The sequence below is a fragment of the Halomonas profundus genome (assembly GCF_020865425.1).
Classification (GTDB): Bacteria; Pseudomonadota; Gammaproteobacteria; order Pseudomonadales; family Halomonadaceae; genus Vreelandella; species Vreelandella titanicae.
This window is the reverse complement of sequence record NZ_CP086344.1, coordinates 2,835,779-2,856,680: the sequence shown is the minus strand read 5'-3', so window position 1 is coordinate 2,856,680 and position 20,902 is coordinate 2,835,779. Positions and strand designations below refer to the sequence as shown.

Sequence of the window (20,902 nt, the reverse complement as noted above, 5' to 3'; positions counted from 1 at the left end):
CCAGGGTTAAAGATCGACGCCGTGCGCATAGTGGCCTAGACTATATTGCATTGCAGCATCATTGCTTTCGGGTCTGATGCCTGTGCATCAACCCAACGGGAGACCCTATGAACTTTCTTGCTAACCCACTCGCCAAGACTATGTTTCCTGCTAACGCTTTCACTAGCGCATGGTTGAAGCAACAAAATGATTCCACAGCCATACCTGGAAGTGAGGCGATCGCTTCATTATTCGATCCTTTCGGGTTTGGGCGTGCAGCCTTTGGTTACTGGCGCGATAGCATGGAGCGCAGCGTTCTCTATCTGGACGTTATGCGCGAACGCGGTAATCAGTACCTCGAGCATATGGAGCAAACCAAGCCCAATGTGTTGGGGTTCGATACCGAAGTGCTGATGGATGGTCGGACGCTGCCGCGGCCAACCAACTACGAACTGTTGCGTGTGTTGCCCCACGAAGGGACAGAAATTGATCTGCAAAAGCGCCCGTTTGTAGTGGTTGACCCACGTGCGGGGCATGGGCCAGGGATTGGAGGGTTTAAGCCGGACAGTGAGTTGGGCGTGGCGCTTAAAGCGGGGCACCCCTGCTACTTTATTGGTTTTTTACCGTTTCCTGAGCCAGGCCAAACCGTTGAGGATGTGGTCGAGTCGGAGATCGCTTTTTTGCGCCATGTGATTGAGCTGCATCCCGAAACGACTGAAAAACCGATGGTGGTGGGCAATTGCCAGGCGGGCTGGCAGATCATGATGGCGGCTGCCTTGGAGCCTGACGTTTTTGGCCCTATCCTGATTGCTGGCGCGCCACTCTCCTACTGGGCTGGTGAACACGGCAAAGCCCCCATGCGCTATACCGGCGGGATGGCGGGAGGCAGCTGGATTACGGCACTCACCAGTGATATTGGCGACGGCCTGTTTGACGGGGCGTGGCTGGTGCAGAACTTCGAGCGCCTCAACCCGGCTAATACCTACTGGAAAAAGCAGTATCACCTTTACGACAATATCGATACCGAAGCGGGCCGATACCTCGATTTTGAGCGTTGGTGGGGTGGTCACGTCGTATTAGGCGGTGAAGAGATTCAGTATATCGTCGATAATCTATTTGTCGGTAATCGGCTCTCTACCGCGCAGCTGGTCACCCATGATGGCCGCCGAATCGACCTGCGTAATGTGCGTTCGCCGGTGGTTGTGTTCTGTTCGCGTGGGGATGACATTACTCCGCCGCCTCAAGCATTGGGGTGGATTCGTGATTTATATGCAAACACCGATGACATCATTGCCAATGAGCAAACCATCGTCTATTGCCAGCATGATACGACCGGCCATCTAGGTATATTTGTTTCGGGCAGCGTATCGCGCAAAGAGCATACCGAATTCACCGCCAATATGGATTACATCGACGTACTGCCGCCTGGGCTGTACGAAACCTCCATATCTCCGGCAGAGAAGGGTGAAGACGCTGAGCTGTTCGAGCGGGATTATCTGCTCGAATTTATGCCGCGTAACTTTGAAGAGTTAGACCAGGCAGTAATGCACAAGCCAGAGGATGATCGTCGTTTTGCCACCGTGGCGCGGATCTCAGAAATCAATTTGGGGATGTATCGGCTCTTTTTGCAGCCGTGGCTAAAAGCCATCATGACACCGGAGGCTGCCCGCTTGATCCGTCGTATGCACCCTATTCGTTTGGGCTACAAACTGCTTTCTGATCGTAATCCACTTTCGGTGCCGCTACCGGTAATGGCGGAAGCAGTGCGCAAAAATCGTCACCCAGTATCAAAAGATAATCTGTTCAAAACGCTTGAAACCATGGGGTCTGATCAACTGGTCGCCAGCCTCAATGCGATGCGCGATTTGCGGGATAGCAGCACCGAAAAAATGTTTATGGATATCTACGGCCAGCCGCTATTGCAGGCTGCTGTCGGTCTGTATGGCGATGCCCATGTACACCGTCGCCGTCCAGGGGCAGAGCCCGAGCACCGTCGCTTTATTGAACAGCGTCAGGAAGAACTGCGAGAGAAAATTGCTAAGGGCAGTGCCCATGAAGCGGTTATGCGCTCGCTTATCTATGTGCTCGGTGGCGCCCCAGCTACAGATGAGCGTAACTTTAAGCGGCTACGCGCCTCCCGTGCGGAGCTTGAGCCTGGTATCGAACTGAGTGATTTTAAAAACTTGGTGCGCGAGCAGTTCTTTATCTTGAAGCTGGATCGTGAGCAGGCGTTGAATTCGCTGCCTACTTTGCTAGCAGGTAGCAGCAACGATGATGTCGATGGCTATATTAGCCACCTTGAGCATGTGTTTGCCGCCAGCGGCGATCTTTCAGAGCATGCTGCTGAGCGCTTTGCTCAAATTAAAGTGTTGTTTGATAAGGCAAGACCCCGCAAATCGGTAGCGAATAAGCCGGCTGCGAGCAAGCCGACGGCCAGCAAAGCGGCTGCGACAACTAAGCCTGCCGCTAAGCCCAAAGCTGCTACTGCTAAGCTGGCCGAAACGCAAACGACTTCGTCTGCGCCAGTGGCCAAGGAGCAGCCCGTGGTGAATGAGGAGTCTGTGGTTAAGGAGTCATCGTCTAAATCTGCTGCGACTAGCGAGTCGGCCAGTGAGCCGGCGGCTAAACCCACCAGCACTACCAGACGTAAAAAGACGCCGCCTAAACGCTAAATCAGTACATTAGCTCATTGCGCCCCCGCCTATTTGGTGGGGGCGCTTTGTTTGCCTGATTACCTTTTGGGTTGCTGTAATGTCGGTGGCAGTCTAGTGTCTAGCTACTATTTGTCTGAAATATAACCCTGGTTGTCTAAAGTCTATGGATTCTCCCTACGGCTTGGTTGCCACTGGCGCTTAGCTAAGGGCTGGGGTAGGGTAGGCGCATTTTTTCATCCGTATCTTTTTTAACGGGCAGTTTCAGCCCGTCGATACGGCACCGAATTCAGAGCACGCGCTAGACAGTCCGTGCATTAGGAAAGTGGAGCACTATGGGCAAGTCACTGGTCATCGTCGAGTCGCCAGCGAAAGCGAAGACGATTAACAAATATCTCGGCAACGATTTCATCGTGAAGTCGAGCGTGGGCCACATTCGTGACCTGCCGACCAGCGGCTCAGGTAAGGCAGCCTCCGACCCCAAGGAGCGCGCGCGCCAGGCCGCAGCGACACGCAAGATGTCGGCGGAAGAGAAAGAAGAATATAAAAAACGTAAAAGCCAAGATCAGCTGATTCGGCGGATGGGGATTGACCCCAACAACGGCTGGGAAGCCCGCTATGAGGTGCTGCCTGGAAAAGAGAAAGTCGTTGCCGAGCTAAAGAAGCTGGCTGAGAAGGCTGACGCTGTCTACCTCGCAACGGATTTGGATCGCGAAGGGGAAGCCATTGCTTGGCACCTGCGCGAGACCATCGGTGGCGATGACAGCCGTTACAAACGCGTGGTGTTCAACGAAATCACCAAAAACGCGATTCAAGACGCTTTCAAGGCGCCTGGCGCGCTCAATATCCCCCGGGTAGAGGCGCAGCAGGCAAGGCGTTTCCTGGATCGCGTTGTGGGCTTTATGCTTTCGCCTCTACTGTGGGCGAAAGTAGCGCGCGGGCTGTCGGCTGGCCGCGTACAGTCAGTCGCGGTACGTCTAATTGTTGAGCGCGAGCGCGAAATCCGTGCCTTTATTCCTGAAGAGTTTTGGGATGTGCACGCGGATTTGGCCTCTCCTGAGGGTGAACTGGTGCGTTTTGCCCTGGTTCGTCAGGATGGCAAGGCCTTTAAGCCTACCTCCGAAAAAGACACCCTTGCGCGTATTGAGCAGCTTAGAAAAGCCAAGCTGGCGATTACCTCACGGGAAGACAAACCCACCAGTTCAAAGCCCACGGCACCCTTTATTACCTCTACGCTGCAGCAAGCGGCGAGTGGCCGGTTAGGTTTTTCTGTGAAGAAAACCATGACCATGGCTCAGCGCCTCTATGAGGCGGGTTACATCACCTATATGCGTACCGACTCCACCAACTTATCGAAAGATGCGGTTGAGGGTGTGCGTAGCTATATCGGTGAAGAGTTCGGCGAACGCTACCTGCCCGAAGCACCTAATCGTTATAGCAGCAAAGAGAGTGCTCAAGAGGCCCATGAGGCGATTCGCCCTTCCAGTGTCGAGCGTAAGGCTTCCGATCTGGCCGGAATGGAGCGGGATGCCGAGCGTCTCTACGAGCTGATCTGGCGTCAATTTGTGGCCTGCCAAATGACCCCTGCAGAGTACCTTTCAAGCACGCTGAGTGTTGAAGTCGATGGCTACGAGCTACGTGCCAAAGGACGTGTACTGAAGTTTGATGGTTATACCCGGGTGATGAAGCCTAGTGGTAAAAATGAAGATCAGAGCTTACCGGACTTGCCAAAAGGTACGCCTATGGCACTGGAAGCGCTCGATCCTCAGCAGCACTTTACCAAGCCAGCACCACGCTACACCGAAGCAAGCCTGGTCAAAGAGCTTGAAAAGCAGGGCATTGGCCGACCGTCAACCTACGCTTCAATCATCTCAACGATCCAGGATCGCGGCTATGTGAAGCTGGAAAACCGTCGTTTCTATGCCGAAAAGCTGGGCGATATCGTCACCGAGCGGTTGAAAGAGTCCTTCCCTGATTTGATGGACTTCTCGTTCACTGCCCGCATGGAAGATAGTCTGGATGAGGTCGCCGAAGGCGAACGCAACTGGCAGGCGCTGCTGGATGCCTTCTACGAAGAATTCCGTGAAGAGCTGGCCAAGGCTGAGAGCGAAGATGGCATGCGCCCCAATCAGCCGGTGCCAACGGATATCGACTGCCCAAGCTGTGGTCGTCATATGCAAATTCGTACCGCTTCCACCGGGGTTTTCCTGGGTTGTAGTGGCTACAATTTGCCGCCCAAAGAGCGTTGTAAAACCACCATTGACCTGATTCCTGGTGAAGAGGCGGTGGCCGAAGACGCGGGAGAAGAGGCCGAAACCAATGCGCTGCGTGCCAAGCGTCGCTGCCCCAAGTGTGGCACGGCGATGGACAACTACCTAATCGATGAAACGCGTAAGCTGCACATCTGTGGTAACAGCCCCGATTGTGACGGCTACGAAGTTGAAAGCGGCAAATTCAAGATCAAAGGCTACGACGGCCCGATCATCGAGTGCGATAAGTGCGGCTCTGAGATGCAGTTGAAGTCAGGCCGCTTTGGCAAGTATTTTGGCTGTACCAATAGCGAATGTAAAAACACCCGTAAGCTATTGAAAAGCGGCGAAGTGGCGCCGCCAAAAATGGACCCGATCCCGATGCCGGAACTGGCTTGCCAAAAAGTTGACGACCATTACGTGCTGCGTGATGGCGCAAGCGGGCTGTTTTTGGCTGCCAGCAAGTTCCCTAAAAATCGTGAAACACGGCCGCCGCTGGTGAAAGAGCTGAAAGCGCACGCCGATGAGCTGCCCGAAAAGTATCACTTCATTCTTAAAGCGCCGAGTGAAGATCCGGATGGTCGCCCGGCGCAAATCCGCTACTCGCGGAAGAGCAAAGAGCAGTACGTGATGACCGACGAGGAGGGCAAGGCCACAGGCTGGAAAGCCATGTTTGATGCCGGTAAATGGCACGTGGAGGACAAACGCAAGTGAATGCACGGTCACGAACCAACCAGCTGCTCTATCAGGCGGAGCTATTAGTCACCTTGCCCGCGGGAAGTGATGAGCATGCTTCTGCGCGGCAGATGGCGTTGGAAGAGAGTGCGCTGGCGCTTTTTGAGCTGGCGCTTGAGTCGTTACTGCGCGAAGTTACTGAACACGCTCGGCTGTCGGAGCATCGCTGGACTGTATTGCTGGCCCAGGATGGCCCTGCCTTGGCCGAGCTGCAACGTCTGCGCGACTTGAAAGCCCAGCCGGAAAGCTGGCTGAACTGGTTGGAGGGGCAACTTGAGCGCCTACATAGTGACGAAGGTGCTGCGCGGCGCGAAACTCACAACCCCGCTATGATTGCCGTGGGTAATCAGGCCGGTTTGCGCCAGCAGTTACTGGATAATCTTCAGGCGGCCAAGCGTGAAATAGGCGCGCTGCGCGAAACTAGCCTGGAGTGGTAGTGTTTATTGTTATGCATCGCTCAAGTCGTTAAGAAAGGAGATCATGATGCGCTATAACCAGGTGAAAGATTTAATCGAATGGGCGGCGGGTTTTCATGCCCGGATGGCGCGACAGTATAGCGAAGCCGCTGAGGATGCTGAGAATCAGCGCTTAGAGATGGCGTTTAATTACTTGGCCAGCCGTGAGCTAAAAATGAAAACGGGGCTTGAAGATCTCTTCCACGATGGCTCTGACCATTCAGAAGTGCTGGAGTTATGGTTCGATGATTCCAGCGATTTCCCCCAGCCGCCTGAGTTGGATCGCTTGTCGGAACAAACCATCACCGGCTCGATAGAGGATGCGATGAGAACTGCCACATCGTCGCATCAGCGCCTTCAAGCGCTCTACGAGCATCGCGCGGCACGAGCGAAAATTGAGCCTGAAGAGGAGTTTTTCAATGCCCTGGCTCAAGGACATAATTCCGAGATACGCAATATAATGGCGAGTATGGAAGAGTTTCAGGGCGTTTGATGGGGTCTCTACTAGTGGATTATCGGTTACTGCTCTTCGGGGCGTCAGTCGTGTACATGACGAAATTGCTAACGGCGAATGTGGGAATAGGGTATAACAGCCACCAGACGCGCAGAGTCGGTCAATCGCGGGCTAACTTGTTTCGAGAGCTGTCATGTTTTTAGTTAATCGCCGTCGATTTTTAGCCATGGTGTTGAGCTTGCCAGCCGTGGCCAGTGCTGCTGTTACTGCGCCCAGTCAGGATACCGCCACTGATCTCGTAGAAACGATACTGAGTCGCGCTCATGTGCCGCGTCATAGCAACGAACTGTGGGTGCTGGTGGACGATAAAGAGGCCACCCTTAGCGTGTTTCGGGGTAACGCGCTGCTGGAGCGGTTTGCGCCCATATCACTTGGCCGTGCTGGGGCTAAAACCCAACGGGTTCGCGGCGATAATGTGACTCCCATGGGGGAGTTTCATGTCAACCGTTTTAATTACGAAAGCCAGTGGCGTACCTTCATAGGCATTGATTACCCAACCCCAGCGCACGCTAGAATGGCGCTGGAAAAAGGGATTTATACCCAAGCTGATTATGATGACTACTTCGACTACTATCGACGTTATGGTCACCCCCCGCAAAATACCGCACTGGGTGGGGCGATTGGAATTCATGGCCTGGGTAGCGCAGACCCCGATATTCATGGGCGCTATCACTGGACCCAGGGGTGTGTTGCCGTTACCAACGATCAAATCGATCGCCTGGCAGCGCTAGTGGGTGTTGGCACTCGGGTAGTGATCCGTTAAGCTAACGCCGTTGATGGAAGTTCGAGGTTTTAAACAAGTGGCTATAGACAACCGCTGTGGTCTATTATAAAACAGCGTTTGACTTGCGTGCTTTGCAGCACAAGTCACTGAAAAGAACCTGCACCGCAGGTAGACAAATTTAAGCTAAGAACTTATTCTAATTTAAGTGACTAGCCTTACCTTTGTCATACCCTTAACGTAGTACCCAAGGACGACTCAAGGAGAACATTATGACTCTGAAAACTACTCTGAAGATGACTGCTGCTGCCGCTTCTCTGGCAATTCTTGCTGGTTGTGCTTCTACCAGCGCGCTGGAAGAAGTTCGCATGACTGCAGAATCTGCACAGGCTGACGCTGCAGAAGCACGCAGCATGGCTTCACAAGCTATGAACACTGCAAACCAAGCCCAGCGCGACGCGCAGGCTGCTCTGCAGATGTCTGAGCAGAACCGTGAAGAAATGAACCGTATGTTCCAGCGTTCCATGCAGAAGTAATTCTGCTTGGGCTGCTGAGGGAGTCGTCTGACTCTCTCAGCAGCTGCTGGAAGAAAGCTGTAGTTAGTTAATATGCCGTAGTAAGGCGCTGTACGTTAAAGCGTCAGACCAGTAGGTTTTGATACTAGCTACGCAAAAACCCCGCCTTGGCGGGGTTTTTTGTTGCTAGGTGTTCGGTTAAGCGTCTTTATCGTCGTCAGTGGCGGCGCTGAGCTTAAGCTCGTCAATCAGCTCAACAGGCTCTGGTTCTGGCTCGGGAGCCTGAGGGCCATATAGCGCGATAAATTGGCCGTCAGGAGCTTCTACGGCGCGCTGAATCTGATCCGCGTCTATTTCAACGTCACTGCCAGTTAGCTCAGTGACGCGTTCAAGGGCATTAAGCAGTGGCTCAAAGCCTTCCGCGTTCTCTTCCAGCTGTGGGAAAGATTGCACAAACAGCGTGCCATCGGCTGCAAAGCCCGCTTTGAACGGTGCATCCATCAGGTTGACCTGAGTACCGCTAGGCAAACGCTCGTAGAGCGATTTGATATCTTCCGGGTACATGCGGATACAGCCACGGCTAACGCGCATACCGACGCCATCAGGGCGGTTGGTACCGTGAATGAGATAGCTCGGCATGGCCAGCAGAATTGCGTGCTCGCCCAAGGGGTTGTTAGGGCCGGGCGGTACCACGGAAGGCGCTGGTTCGCCGCGTTCGGCTGCTTCGCGACGCATAGATGCCGGTGGAGCCCAGGCGGGGTCTTTAACCTTAACCGTGGTGCGGGTGATGCCTACGGGGGTAGCGAACTCTTCACGCCCCACGCTAACCGGGTAGGTTTCGACGATGCCGGGTTTGTCGGCAGGGTAGTAGTAGAGACGTAGCTCAGAAAGGTTAATGACAACGCCTTCCCGCGGCGCAGGCGGAAGAATGTATTGGGCGGGGATCACCACTTCGGTACCTACGCCAGGTACCCAGAGGCTGACACCCGGGTTGGCCATGCGAATCTCTTCATAGCCAATGTTGTGGCGTCGGGCGATATCGATCAGCGTCTGCTTGGGGTCTTCGACAACGACGGTGTAGCGCTCGCCAATGACATCGCCTTCTTCGGGTAGGCGGAAGTGACCACGGGGTAGCTCATCCTGATCAGCAACCTGAGCGGCGCTATCGACGGCGTCTATGCTGATTTCCTGTGCTTGCGCCTTTGGCGATTCTTCTGAGCTTTCTTGAGTCTGCTGCTCTTGCGCCTGTGTTGGGCTGTCGGCTTGCTCGTTAGCTGGTTGCGCAAAAGCGGGGCTCACCAGGCTAGCGGCGAGTAGCACGGCCAAGCTGGTAGGGCCCCAAAGGGTAAAGGTATTGCGAATGTTCATGATCGTTCCTAATGTGTTAATTCACTGCTGATGCGCGTTGCTGGGCCACTGGGATCAATAAACGGCTGTTGATCAACTGGGCCATGGCTACTGGCAAGTTTGCCCCAAGCTTCACGCCGCCGCTACTTTTTGGTTAAGGGTGCTAAGTAGGTTTTCAAGTTGCTGGAAGCGCTTGTCGACACTTTCCATTGGTAATTCAAACCGTAAGGTGTCAGAGCCATCTAAACGATAGTGCTTTGGTGACGTCTGAATGAGGGTCACCAGGGTTAAGGGATCCACCTGGGTGCTGCTATCAAACAATACTCTACCGCGGCTCTCGCCAGCCTCGATTTTGCTGATTCCCAGTTGCTCGGCACGGTGGCGCAGCTTGGTCTGGCGAATCAGGTTTTTCAACGGGTTGGGCAGCAAGCCAAAGCGGTCGATCAGCTCAACCTGTAACTCTTTAAGTTCGCTATCGCTCTGGGTGTTGGCAATCCGCTTGTACATCACCAGGCGCTGCTGAACATCGTGAATATAATCACTTGGAATCAGCGCAGGCAGGTTGAGGTTGATTTCCACGCCGGTATTGAAGGGCGCATCGATATTGGGCGTTTTACCCGCGCGAATGGCCTTCACCGCTCGATCCAGCATCTCCATATAGAGGGTGTAGCCGATGGTTTCCATCTGGCCGCTCTGTTCATCCCCCAGCAGTTCACCCGCGCCACGGATTTCCATATCGTGGCTGGCCAGGGTAAAGCCAGCGCCTAGATCATCCGAAGCGCTAATTGCTTCCAGACGCTTGATAGCATCACGGGTCATCGCTTTGGGCGGTGGTGTTAATAGGTAGGCGTACGCCTGATGGTGACTACGGCCGACCCGGCCCCGCAGCTGGTGCAGCTGGGCCAAGCCAAATTTATCAGCACGTTCGATAATAATGGTGTTGGCGCTGGGTACATCAATGCCGGTTTCAATGATGGTCGAACACACCAGCACGTTAAAGCGTCGGTGGTAGAAGTCCGACATAATGCGTTCCAGGCTGCGCTCGGGAAGCTGGCCGTGGGCAACCGCTACCCGCGCTTCGGGGATTAGTTCACGAATCTGTTCGGCACTGTTTTCAATGGTTTTGACTTCGTTATGCAGTACATAGACCTGCCCACCACGCAGTATTTCACGTAGCAGGGCTTCCTTGATGATACTGGTGTCGTGCTGCTGAACAAAGGTTTTAACCGACAGACGGCGGGCGGGCGGCGTAGCGATAATCGACAGATCACGGATGCCGCTCATGGCCATATTGAGCGTGCGCGGAATAGGGGTCGCGGTTAGCGTCAAAATATCGACTTCGGCACGCAGCGTTTTGAGCTTCTCTTTTTGCGCGACCCCGAAGCGGTGCTCCTCATCGATGATCAGCAGGCCCATTTTGGGCAGCTCAACACTTTTGGCGAGCAGTTTATGGGTGCCGATGACGATATCCGTTTGGCCGCTTTTAATGCTCTCTAGTGTCTGGGTGACCTCTTTGCCGCTGGTAAAGCGTGAGATCAGGCCAATATTGACGGCGGTGTCAGCAAAGCGGTCGCGGAAGTTCTCGAAGTGCTGGCGCGCCAGCAGCGTAGTGGGCACCAATACCACCACTTGGCGGCCAGACTGTACGGCCAAAAATGCCGCGCGCATGGCCACTTCGGTTTTGCCGAAGCCGACATCGCCGCACACCACGCGATCCATGGGCTGCGGGGAGGTCATATCGCTGATGACCGCTTCAATCGCCGCGTGCTGGTCAGCGGTCTCTTCAAATGGGAAGTTACCCGCAAAACGCAGATACTCCTCGCCTGGCGCCTCATAGACCACCCCTTGCTGGGCTTCCCGGCGGGCGTAGACATCCAGCAGCTCTGCAGCGGTATCGCGAATTTTTTCGGCGGCTTTGCGGCGGGCTTTTTCCCACTGGTCCGAACCGAGCTTATGCAGCGGGGCCAGTTCGTCACCGGCCCCGCTGTAACGGGAGATCATATGCAGGCTGTCGACAGGCACATAAAGCTTGGCACCATCGGCGTAGGAGAGCGCCAGGAACTCATTTGCCTGGCCGCCGGCCTCTAAGGTTTCCAGCCCTAAATAGCGGCCCACGCCGTGGGCTTGGTGAACCACTGGCGCGCCTTCGCGCAGCTCCGACAAGTGGCGTACTGCAAGCTCATTGTCATCCGTGGCTTTTTCGCGCCGACGGCTCTGACGTACCACGTCACCAAACAGCTCGGTTTCACTAATTACCGCAATGCTTGGATTATTTAGCCATAAGCCGCTGTCGACCAAACCTTCCGTAATTGCATAGGTATGATCGCTAGCGAGAAAGTCGTGGAAGCTATCGGTATGCGGAAGCGAGAGCTGAAGTGGCGACAGGATCTCTTCCAGGGCTTCCCGGCGACCCCGCGACTCCGCCACAAACAGTACCCGGGTTTGGGCATGGGAGTGCAAAAATGCTGACAGCTCCGCCAATGGCTGCTTGGCGCGGGCACTAATAGAGAGTGTGGGAAGCGGTGCGGCTTCAGGCTGTTGCGCATGGCGCTGCTCGCTATCCTCGGTTAACTCTATTCGCGGGCAGGCTTTGATTGCCGAGAATACATCGTTGACCGGGAAAAACGCTCGGTGCGGTGGCAGCAGCGGGCGGGTTGGGTCAACGCCCAAGTTTACGTAGCGAGCGTCGATCGACTGCCAGTGCTGCTCGGCGGCAGCAAAAACTCCCGGCAGCAGTGCGACTCGTGTATCGTCGGTCAGGTGGTCAAACAGTGATGCGGTGTGTTCAAAAAACAGTGGTAAATAGTGCTCAAGCCCCGGTGAAGGAATGCCTTTCAACGCATCGTTATAAAGAGGGCATTGCCGCGGATCAACGTCGAACAGGGTTTCAAACTGCTCACGAAAACAGGCAATCGCGCTGCGGCTTAGCGAGTACTCGTGGGCGGGTAGCAATTCTAGCGATTCAAGCTTATCAGTCGAGCGCTGGCTGCCAGGGTCGAAGTGGCGCAGCGAATCGATCTCGTCGTCGAACAGGTCAATACGGATCGGCTCATCCATACCCATCGCAAACAGGTCAATCAGCGCACCGCGCATGGCGTATTCGCCGGGCTCATAGACTGTTTCGACAGCGCGATAGCCCGCTCGGGAGAGCGATTCCCGAAACGCTTCGCGATTCAAGCGCTCGCCAGTTTTGAGTGTCATGACCCGCCCGGCAATGTACTCAACCGGGGGCAAGCGCTGCATCAGCGTGTTGATCGGCACCAGCACAATGCCGCGCACGCCATCTTGCAGTTGGCGCAGGGTACGCAGTCTCGCCGAGACAATATCCTGATGGGGTGAAAAGCTGTCGTAGGGCAGCGTTTCCCAGTCGGGGAAGGGCAGTACCGGTACGTCGCTATAAAAATAGAGATCTTGTTCAAGACGCTGCGCGCTGGCCGTATTGGGAGTGATCACCAATAGCGGAGCTTTTGCAGCAACGCGGGAGAGTGCCAGCGCAGTCGCGCTACCCGGCGGCGATGTCCAGTAGAGCGTATCGCGAGTCCCTTGGGGCTGGGGCGGTTCGAGCAGAGAGAATGTCGGCATAAGCAAGATATCGTTTTGCGCTGAAACGGAAGGGAGATCATACACGATCACCCGTTTCAGTTAGAGTGCCGCGGCTTAAGGTAGCGGGTTAATCTGTACTGAAAGAGGTTTTGTAGTGAGATTGGCATTTCTGTAATACCCCTACATGTTGTGCGACTATCCAGTCATTGCGACCGCTGCGCTTGCCCCGGATAATACACTCTCCGTTCCCACTACCTGATGAGGCCGCACGTGAGTCAGCAAGCGCTCGAAAACGTTTTTCAAGAATGGCAAGGCAACGAAGCCTTGGCGGAGCAGATGATCCCGTTAGTAGGGCAGCTCTATCGTCAGAATAACGTCGTTGCCACCATGTTCGGGCGTTCACTTATTAAACGGTCGGTCATCCGCATTCTTAAAGACCACCGCTTCGTGCGTAAAATAGAAGGGACTGAGCTCTCCGTTGAGGATACCTACTCTATCGTGAAGGGGATGGTCGCTTTGAACCTTGGCCCCGCCCATGTGGATGTAGGTAAGCTGGCGGTGATGTTCAAGAACCGGGGCGGTGGCGATGTCGAAGCCTTCCTGCGTAAAGAGCTGCAAGAGATTATTGATGGCTACCAGCCGGGGGCTAGCACCGGGGAGCCGCAAGACGTGGTGCTCTACGGTTTTGGCCGCATTGGTCGTTTACTGGCACGAGTGATGATAGAGAAGGCCGGGGGCGGTAATCTGCTGCGTTTGCGCGCTATTGTGGTGCGTGGCCGTGGCGATGTGGCTAAAGACCTTGAGAAGCGCGCCAGCCTGCTGCGTCGTGACTCAGTACATGGGCCTTTTGACGGCACCATCATGGTCGATGCAGAGGCCCGCACGCTGACGGTCAACGGCAATGTTATTCAGGTTATTTACGCCGATTCGCCCAGTGAGATTGACTATACTGAGTATGATATCGATAACGCGGTGATTGTTGATAATACCGGTATCTGGCGCGATGAAGAGGGCTTGGGCCAGCACCTGAAGTGTAAAGGCGCTGCCAAAGCGCTACTAACGGCACCGGGTAAAGGCGATATTAAAAACATCGTTTACGGTATTAACCATGAATCCATTGGCGACAGCGATCTCATCGTCTCTGCTGCCTCTTGCACTACCAATGCGATCGTTCCGGTATTGAAGGTACTCAACGACGAGTACGGTGTGGTGAATGGGCATGTGGAAACCGTGCATGCCTATACCAACGACCAGAACTTGATCGACAACTACCATAAAGGTGACCGTCGTGGCCGTAGTGCGGCGCTGAATATGGTATTGACCGAGACAGGAGCAGCCAAGGCCGTATCGAAAGCGCTACCTGAGCTAGAGGGAAAGCTGACCGGCAACGCCATTCGTGTGCCAATCCCTAATGTCTCTATGGCCATTCTCAATCTGACCCTGGATAAAGCGACAGATGCTGTAGCGCTAAATGACTACTTGCGCCGTATGTCGATCGAGTCTGCCTACCAGAAGCAAATTGACTTTGTCGATTCAGCAGAAGTGGTGTCGTCAGACTTTGTGGGCAATCGTCATGCCGGTATCGTGGATGCTAAAGCTACCATCGCCAACGGCCATCATGCGGTCATTTATGTGTGGTATGACAATGAGTTCGGTTATAGCTGCCAGGTTGTACGTATTTTGCAGCAAATGTCTAACGTACGGTTTTTAAAACTTCCTCGCTAGTTAAACTTAGCAAAGCCCGCATGCCGGGTGTTAGAGCTAAGAGAATGCGTTGACGCCACCTTCGGGTGGCGTTTTTTTGGTCTCAATCTCATCTTTTGCCAATGTATATAGCACTTTTGGTGGTCATCAGGGATGTGGTCATTGGACGCGCTTATCTTTATAATACGATGGATTTTTCGGGGTGGTTCAAGTGCTGCTTGGGCCGGACTGGTAACAATCTGAGCAGAAAATAACAATTCGCTGAGCAGAAAATAAGCATTCGAACCCCATACCTTCGTATATCCGATCCAACAACTGGGCGAGACTATGATCGAAGTCAAAAAAGGCCTGGATCTCCCCATCACGGGAGCGCCCGAGCAGCGTATTGAAGATGCGCGGCCTGTGCGCCACGTGGCAATCCTGGGTACCGACTACGTTGGCATGAAGCCGACGATGGAAGTCCAGGAAGGGGATAAGGTCAAACTGGGCCAATTGCTCTTCACCGATAAGAAAATTGCTGGTGTGCGCTATACAGCGCCCGCTGCCGGTGAAGTGCTTGCAATAAACCGTGGCGAAAAACGTCGTTTGCTGTCTGTCGTAATTAAAGTAGACGAAACTGAGGAAGCGGTCGAATTCGCTGCTCATGATCGTAATGCCTTAGCGCAGCTTGAACGTCAGGTCGTTGTCGACCAACTGGTAGAATCGGGACTCTGGACTGCATTGCGCACTCGTCCTTTCTCGCGCACCCCGGCCATTGATAGCACCCCGGCCGATATTTTTGTAACCGCCGTGGATACCCATCCACTTAGCCCTGACCCTGCGTTGATCATTAACGAGCAGTCGCAGGCATTCGAGGATGGCCTCAAGGTGTTAGCGCGCCTGACCGAGGGCAACGTCTTCTTATGTACGGGCGAAAATGCCTCAGTCCCGGGTGGCGATGTTGACGGCGTAAAAACCGAAAGCTTTGCCGGCCCTCATCCTGCGGGACTTGTCGGCACGCATATTCACTACCTTTCTCCAGTCGCACTGCACAAAAAAGTGTGGCATATCGGCTACCAGGACGTTATTGCGTTCGGTAAGTTGTTTGTAGAAGGGAAGCTGGATATGAACCGTGTGGTTGCCATTGGTGGCCCGCGTGCTGAAAATCCGCGTCTGATTCGTACCCGTGTCGGCGCTAGTACAGATGAACTCCTGACCAACGAAGTCATCAAACCCGAGGACACTCGCGTAATTTCTGGTTCGGTATTCTCTGGCTTTGCCGCTGAAGGTAAGTTGACCTACCTTGGCCGCTTCAGCAATCAAGTGAGTTTGCTGGAAGAGGGCAACAAGCGCACGTTTATGGGTTGGTTGTCTCCTGGTGCTAATCGTCACTCGGTCTTGGGTATTTATATCTCCAAGATTAAGGGGCTCAGCAACTATGCTCCGACGACCTCTACCAATGGTTCCGAGCGTGCTATGGTGCCGGTAGGTGCCTATGAGCAGGTGATGCCGCTAGATATCATGCCGACCCAGCTATTGCGTTCGTTGATCGTGGGCGACATTGAGGTTGCCATGCAGCTTGGGTGTTTGGAGCTGGACGAAGAGGATCTGGCGCTGTGCACGTATGTTTGCCCTGGCAAATACGAATATGGCCCCATCCTGCGTGATAATCTCACCATGATCGAGAAAGAGGCCTGATAATGGGTATTCAACAGACACTCCAAAATATCGAGCCGCATTTCCACAAAGGCGGAAAGTACGAAAAGTTCTATCCGCTGTTTGAAGCGGTAGATACTATTTTTTACACGCCACCGAGCGTGGCTAAAACCACCGCGCATGTGCGTGACGGTATCGATCTTAAACGCATCATGATTACCGTGTGGATGTGTACTTTTCCGGCGATGTTTTTCGGCATGTGGAGCGCTGGTTGGCAGGCCAACACGGCAATTGATGCGGGCTATGCCTCTATGGGAGGCTGGCGCGAAGCGATTATGATGACGCTGTCGTCCGGTCATGATGCGAATAGCCTGTGGGCTAACTTTGTCCTTGGCGCTACCTACTTCCTACCTATCTACCTGGTCACCTTTGTGGTCGGTGGTTTCTGGGAGGTGCTGTTCGCTATCAAGCGCGGTCACGAAGTCAACGAAGGCTTCTTCGTCACTTCCGTACTCTTCGCGCTGGTACTGCCCGCCACCATTCCCCTTTGGCAGGTTGCCTTGGGTATCACCTTTGGTGTGGTGATCGGTAAAGAGATCTTCGGCGGCACGGGTAAAAACTTCTTGAACCCCGCGCTGACCGGTCGTGCATTCCTTTACTTTGCCTATCCCGCGCAAATCTCTGGTGACTCTGTATGGGTTGCCGCTGATGGTTATACTGGTGCGACGGCACTCTCGCTAGCGTTCCAGGACGGTATGTCTGCGTTGACCGACACCTTTAGCTGGTGGGATGCCTTCATCGGTTTTATCCCTGGCTCGATCGGGGAGGTCTCGACACTAGCCATCTTTATCGGCGGCGCTGTGTTGCTGTGGACGGGAATTGCCTCTTGGCGAATCATGCTGGGGGTACTCCTGGGCATGGTGGTGACCAGTACGCTGTTTAATCTAATCGGCTCTGATACCAACCCAATGTTTGCCATGCCGTGGTACTGGCATCTGGTGATCGGCGGTTTCGCTTTCGGTATGGTCTTCATGGCAACCGATCCGGTGTCGGCGTCGATGACCAATCAAGGCCGTCTGCTGTTTGGTGCGCTGATTGGTGTGATGACTGTTTTGATTCGCGTTGTGAACCCGGCTTTCCCGGAAGGCATCATGCTGGCGATTCTGTTCGCTAACCTGTTTGCACCGCTGATTGACCATTTCTTCGTCCAGGCCAACATCAAGCGTCGCGTGAAGCGAACCGCCGTACCGGCCGAGGAGACTGCCTAATGGCACAAGGTAACAACTCCATCAAGAAAGTCCTGATTGTGGCGTTTGCATTGTGTATCGTGTGCTCCGTCATTGTCTCGACCGCGGCGGTCGCCTTGCGACCCATGCAGCAGCTTAACCAGGAACTCGACCGTAAAACCAACATCTTGAACGTTGCCAAGCTTTATGAGCCGGGTATGGACGTTGAAGAGGTGTTTAGCGATGAGATCATCGCACGGGTCGTTGACCTGGATACGGGTGAGTACTCCGATGAGTTCGATCCCGATACCTACGATAGTTTTGAGGCTGCCCGTGACCCGGCCTCGGGTCGCACGCTTTCTGGCGATCAAGACATCGCGGGCCTTTCACGGGTTGAAAACTACGCGACTGTTTATCTGGTCGGCAGTGAAGACGATCCGGAACAGATCGTGTTGCCGATTCGTGGTCAGGGACTTTGGGGCTTGATGCGTGGCTTCCTGGCCGTAGAGGGTGATGGCAATACTATTGTCAGTATCACCTACTACGAGCACAGTGAAACGCCAGGTTTGGGCGCAGAAGTTAACAACCCGCGCTGGCAAGCCCAGTGGGAAGGCAAGAAAATTTACGATGAAGAGGGCGACCTCTCACCGGAGATTCACCTGACCAAAGGCGGCGCCAGTGACGAATACGAAGTCGATGCGCTATCTGGCGCTACGCTGACCAGTAACGGCGTGACTAACATGCTGCAGTTCTGGTTGAGCGAAGAAGCTTTCGGTCCCTATTTGGCTAAATTCCGCAGTGGCACTGAGCCGGAAGACGCCGAAGAGACCGATACCAACTTCGAAGACGTTGAGGGGGCCTGATCATGGCGGACGTAAATGCAAAAGGCGTTTTAACAGCGCCGATTTTCCAGAACAACCCTATTGCGCTGCAAATTCTGGGGATCTGTTCGGCACTTGCGGTAACCACCAGTATGAGCGTATCGCTCGTTATGGCGCTGGCGGTTATTTTCGTAACGGCATTCTCAAATCTGTTCGTATCGTTGATCAGGAATCATATTCCCTCTTCGATCCGTATCATCGTGCAGATGACCATTATTGCCTCGCTGGTTATCGTGGTTGATCAGATTCTCAAGGCGTATGCCTATGAGATGTCTAAGCAGCTCTCGGTATTTGTGGGTTTGATCATTACTAACTGTATCGTCATGGGGCGCGCTGAAGGCTTTGCGATGTCCAATACGCCGGGCATGTCGTTTTTAGACGGTATTGGTAACGGCCTCGGCTATGGCTTTGTACTCATGGTGGTGGGTTTCTTCCGTGAGCTGCTGGGTTCGGGCAGCGTATTTGGCATTACCATCCTCCAGACCGTGCAAAATGGTGGCTGGTACGTGCCTAACGGCTTGCTATTACTACCGCCTTCAGCGTTCTTTATTATCGGTCTACTGATCTGGGTAATGCGTTCCGTTAACCCTGAGCAAGTAGAAGATAATGAGTTCAAAATGAAGGAAAACACCAAGCCCAAGGAGGCCGTGTAACATGGAACATTATCTGAGTCTTTTTGTTGCCTCGGTGTTTGTTGAAAACATGGCACTGGCCTTCTTCCTGGGGATGTGTACTTTCTTGGCGGTGTCCAAAAAGGTCTCCTCAGCGATTGGCTTGGGCATTGCGGTGATTGTGGTATTGACCGTCACCGTGCCGGTTAACAACCTTGTCTATACCTTCTTGCTACAGGAAGGTGCGCTGACCTGGACCGGTATTAGCGGTGCTGAAAACATCGACCTCTCCTTCCTTGGGTTGCTCTCCTACATCGGTGTCATTGCGGCGCTGGTACAGATCATGGAAATGTTCCTTGATAAGTACGTACCGTCGCTCTACAACGCGCTAGGGGTCTTCCTGCCGCTGATTACCGTTAACTGCGCCATCCTGGGTGGCGTACTGTTCATGGTGGAGCGTAGCTATAACTTTGGCGAAGCCGTGGTCTATGGCTTTGGCGCGGGCACCGGTTGGGCATTGGCCATTGCCGCCCTGGCGGGTATTCGTGAAAAGCTGAAGTACAGCGATGTGCCGGGTGGCCTTCAAGGGCTGGGCATTACTTTCATCACCGTGGGGCTGATGTCGTTGGGCTTTATGTCCTTCTCGGGCATTCAGCTTTAATCGGAGCCGGTTTTTCCCGGCGGTGGCAAACATCGCCGGGTAATAGAAAACCTCCAGCAATAGGAAACCGACATGGTTGATACAACAGTCATCTTGCTCGGTGTTGTCATGTTCACGGTCATCGTTATTAGCTTGACGGCGATCATTCTGGCAGCGCGCAGCAAGCTTGTGAGTAGCGGGGACGTGACCATTGAGGTCAACGGCGACCCTGAGCACACTTTGAAGACCCAGGCCGGTGGTAAGCTGCTAAACACGCTTGCCGCTAACGGCATTTTCCTCTCGTCCGCCTGCGGTGGCGGTGGTTCTTGTGCCCAGTGTAAGTGTCGGGTTGAAGAGGGCGGCGGCTCTATTCTGCCGACTGAAGAGTCGCACTTCACGATGCGTGAGAAGAAAGAGGGCTGGCGCCTCTCTTGTCAGGTACCTGTGAAGCAGGACATGAAAGTCGAAGTGCCTGAAGAAGTCTTTGGGGTGAAGAAGTGGGAATGTGAGGTTATTGCCAACCCCAACGTTGCCACCTTTATCAAAGAGTTAAACCTGAAACTGCCAGAGGGCGAAGAAGTCGCCTTCCGCGCCGGTGGCTATGTACAGCTCGTTGCACCGCCTTACGATATCAAGTTCTCTGATTTTGATATCGACGAGGAGTATCGGGGTGATTGGGAAAAATTTGATATGTTCAAAATTTCCCACAAGAACAACGAGGAAGTGATTCGCGCATACTCCATGGCGAACTACCCAGACGAGAAGGGTATCCTCAAGTTTAACATCCGTATTGCCACGCCGCCTCCCGGCACTGACCATCCGCCTGGCTTGATGTCGACTTATGTCTTCAGCCTTAAAGAGGGCGATAAGGTCACCGTAATGGGACCGTTCGGTGAGTTCTTTGCCCGTGATACTGACGCCGAGATGATCTTTATCGGTGGTGGTGCGGGTATGGCACCGATGCGTAGTCACATCTTCGATCAGTTGAAGCGCTTGAAGTCTGATCGCAAGATTACCTTCTGGTACGGTGCTCGCTCCTGGCGTGAAACCTTCTACAACGAAGAGTACGACCAGTTAGCCGAAGAGTTCCCTAACTTTGAGTGGCACTTGGCGCTATCTGATCCTCAGCCGGAAGATAATTGGGAAGGGCCGACAGGCTTTATCCATAATGTGCTGTACGAAAACTATCTGAAGGATCACCCAGCACCTGAAGATTGCGAGTACTACATGTGTGGGCCGCCGATGATGAACGCATCGGTTATCAAGTTGTTGCTTGATATGGGCGTTGAGCCGGAAAATATCCTGTTGGATGATTTCGGTGGCTAAACGGTCAGCGTAAGTCGATAGTAGCGTTAAGCGGGGCTGGCCTTTTGGGCTGGCCCCGTTTGTTTATATAACCTTGTGCAGGGAATGACTTATCACCGCGCTGATAAGAGGGGCTTGGCTAAGGTATAATCACTTTAATGATGAATGACCGTGAGGCACTTATCACGACG

The 20,902-nt window shown here is 53.9% G+C and carries 15 protein-coding genes; 13 read left to right on the top strand and 2 right to left on the bottom strand.

Annotated elements, in window-relative coordinates:
- Positions 1-107 precede the first annotated feature (107 nt).
- From LMS44_RS12955 to LMS44_RS12930, 6 genes are all read left to right on the top strand, one after another.
- The gene (locus tag LMS44_RS12955; protein WP_022523165.1) at positions 108-2,651 is read left to right on the top strand and encodes a DUF3141 domain-containing protein; all 2,544 of its coding nucleotides are present in this window, start codon (positions 108-110) and stop codon (positions 2,649-2,651) included.
- Positions 2,652-2,965: 314 nt separating this feature from the next.
- Entirely contained in the window at positions 2,966-5,593 is a 2,628-nt protein-coding gene (topA, locus tag LMS44_RS12950) for a type I DNA topoisomerase (protein ID WP_022523166.1), read from the top strand.
- Positions 5,590-6,051, top strand: coding sequence for a DUF6586 family protein (locus tag LMS44_RS12945; protein ID WP_022523167.1), 462 nt, complete (start codon positions 5,590-5,592; stop codon positions 6,049-6,051). Before topA ends, LMS44_RS12945 begins: the two co-directional genes overlap by 4 nt.
- A 46-nt stretch (positions 6,052-6,097) precedes the next feature.
- Positions 6,098-6,562: a ferritin family protein gene (locus LMS44_RS12940; RefSeq protein WP_022523168.1), complete on the top strand. Its 465-nt coding sequence runs from the start codon at positions 6,098-6,100 to the stop codon at positions 6,560-6,562.
- Between the two features lie 154 nt (positions 6,563-6,716).
- Positions 6,717-7,346, top strand: coding sequence for a L,D-transpeptidase family protein (locus tag LMS44_RS12935; RefSeq protein WP_022523169.1), 630 nt, complete (start codon positions 6,717-6,719; stop codon positions 7,344-7,346).
- Between the two features lie 230 nt (positions 7,347-7,576).
- Entirely contained in the window at positions 7,577-7,840 is a 264-nt protein-coding gene (locus tag LMS44_RS12930; protein ID WP_022523170.1) for an Lpp/OprI family alanine-zipper lipoprotein, read from the top strand.
- A 177-nt stretch (positions 7,841-8,017) separates the two neighbouring features.
- Here the strand turns inward: LMS44_RS12930 and LMS44_RS12925 are convergent, their stop codons facing one another.
- Together LMS44_RS12925 and mfd are read right to left on the bottom strand one after the other, a co-directional pair.
- Positions 8,018-9,187 carry a L,D-transpeptidase family protein gene (locus LMS44_RS12925; protein ID WP_022523171.1) on the bottom strand — a complete coding sequence of 390 codons (1,170 nt, stop codon included), beginning with the start codon at positions 9,185-9,187 and terminating at the stop codon, positions 8,018-8,020.
- Positions 9,188-9,298: 111 nt separating this feature from the next.
- Entirely contained in the window at positions 9,299-12,748 is a 3,450-nt protein-coding gene (gene mfd / locus LMS44_RS12920) for a transcription-repair coupling factor (RefSeq protein WP_422154570.1), read from the bottom strand.
- 231 nt (positions 12,749-12,979) lie between these two features.
- On the opposite strand from mfd, the gene LMS44_RS12915 reads away from it, so the two are divergent.
- The 7 genes from LMS44_RS12915 (at position 12,980) to nqrF (ending at position 20,732) form a co-directional block, all read left to right on the top strand.
- Positions 12,980-14,434 carry a glyceraldehyde-3-phosphate dehydrogenase gene (locus tag LMS44_RS12915; RefSeq protein ID WP_190373118.1) on the top strand — a complete coding sequence of 485 codons (1,455 nt, stop codon included), beginning with the start codon at positions 12,980-12,982 and terminating at the stop codon, positions 14,432-14,434.
- A gap of 306 nt (positions 14,435-14,740) precedes the next feature.
- Complete coding sequence (locus LMS44_RS12910; protein ID WP_027957530.1) at positions 14,741-16,090, top strand: Na(+)-translocating NADH-quinone reductase subunit A; 1,350 nt, start codon at positions 14,741-14,743, stop codon at positions 16,088-16,090.
- Positions 16,091-16,092: 2 nt separating this feature from the next.
- Positions 16,093-17,316 carry an NADH:ubiquinone reductase (Na(+)-transporting) subunit B gene (locus LMS44_RS12905; protein ID WP_022523175.1) on the top strand — a complete coding sequence of 408 codons (1,224 nt, stop codon included), beginning with the start codon at positions 16,093-16,095 and terminating at the stop codon, positions 17,314-17,316.
- Complete coding sequence (locus tag LMS44_RS12900; protein ID WP_009286986.1) at positions 17,316-18,137, top strand: Na(+)-translocating NADH-quinone reductase subunit C; 822 nt, start codon at positions 17,316-17,318, stop codon at positions 18,135-18,137. The genes LMS44_RS12905 and LMS44_RS12900 overlap by 1 nt, the downstream gene beginning before the upstream one ends.
- Before the next feature lie 2 nt (positions 18,138-18,139).
- The gene (locus tag LMS44_RS12895; protein ID WP_009286985.1) at positions 18,140-18,808 is read left to right on the top strand and encodes an NADH:ubiquinone reductase (Na(+)-transporting) subunit D; all 669 of its coding nucleotides are present in this window, start codon (positions 18,140-18,142) and stop codon (positions 18,806-18,808) included.
- Position 18,809: 1 nt separating this feature from the next.
- A complete protein-coding gene (gene nqrE / locus LMS44_RS12890; protein ID WP_009286984.1) occupies positions 18,810-19,427 on the top strand; it encodes an NADH:ubiquinone reductase (Na(+)-transporting) subunit E in 618 nt (205 codons plus the stop codon).
- 72 nt (positions 19,428-19,499) lie between these two features.
- A complete protein-coding gene (gene nqrF, locus LMS44_RS12885) occupies positions 19,500-20,732 on the top strand; it encodes an NADH:ubiquinone reductase (Na(+)-transporting) subunit F (protein ID WP_009286983.1) in 1,233 nt (410 codons plus the stop codon).
- The last annotated feature ends 170 nt before the right edge of the window (positions 20,733-20,902 follow it).

Excerpts from the sequence above, each read along its gene's own strand:
- LMS44_RS12900 (WP_009286986.1), top strand. The coding sequence starts at position 17,316 with ATGGCACAAGGTAACAACTCCATCAAGAAAGTCCTGATTGTGGCGTTT.
- LMS44_RS12940 (WP_022523168.1), top strand. The coding sequence starts at position 6,098 with ATGCGCTATAACCAGGTGAAAGATTTAATCGAATGGGCGGCGGGTTTT.
- LMS44_RS12955 (WP_022523165.1), top strand. The coding sequence starts at position 108 with ATGAACTTTCTTGCTAACCCACTCGCCAAGACTATGTTTCCTGCTAAC.
- mfd (WP_422154570.1), bottom strand. The coding sequence starts at position 12,748 with ATGCCGACATTCTCTCTGCTCGAACCGCCCCAGCCCCAAGGGACTCGC.
- LMS44_RS12905 (WP_022523175.1), top strand. The coding sequence starts at position 16,093 with ATGGGTATTCAACAGACACTCCAAAATATCGAGCCGCATTTCCACAAA.
- nqrF (WP_009286983.1), top strand. The coding sequence starts at position 19,500 with ATGGTTGATACAACAGTCATCTTGCTCGGTGTTGTCATGTTCACGGTC.
- nqrE (WP_009286984.1), top strand. The coding sequence starts at position 18,810 with ATGGAACATTATCTGAGTCTTTTTGTTGCCTCGGTGTTTGTTGAAAAC.
- LMS44_RS12935 (WP_022523169.1), top strand. The coding sequence starts at position 6,717 with ATGTTTTTAGTTAATCGCCGTCGATTTTTAGCCATGGTGTTGAGCTTG.
- LMS44_RS12895 (WP_009286985.1), top strand. The coding sequence starts at position 18,140 with ATGGCGGACGTAAATGCAAAAGGCGTTTTAACAGCGCCGATTTTCCAG.
- LMS44_RS12930 (WP_022523170.1), top strand. The coding sequence starts at position 7,577 with ATGACTCTGAAAACTACTCTGAAGATGACTGCTGCTGCCGCTTCTCTG.
- LMS44_RS12925 (WP_022523171.1), bottom strand. The coding sequence starts at position 9,187 with ATGAACATTCGCAATACCTTTACCCTTTGGGGCCCTACCAGCTTGGCC.
- topA (WP_022523166.1), top strand. The coding sequence starts at position 2,966 with ATGGGCAAGTCACTGGTCATCGTCGAGTCGCCAGCGAAAGCGAAGACG.
- LMS44_RS12910 (WP_027957530.1), top strand. The coding sequence starts at position 14,741 with ATGATCGAAGTCAAAAAAGGCCTGGATCTCCCCATCACGGGAGCGCCC.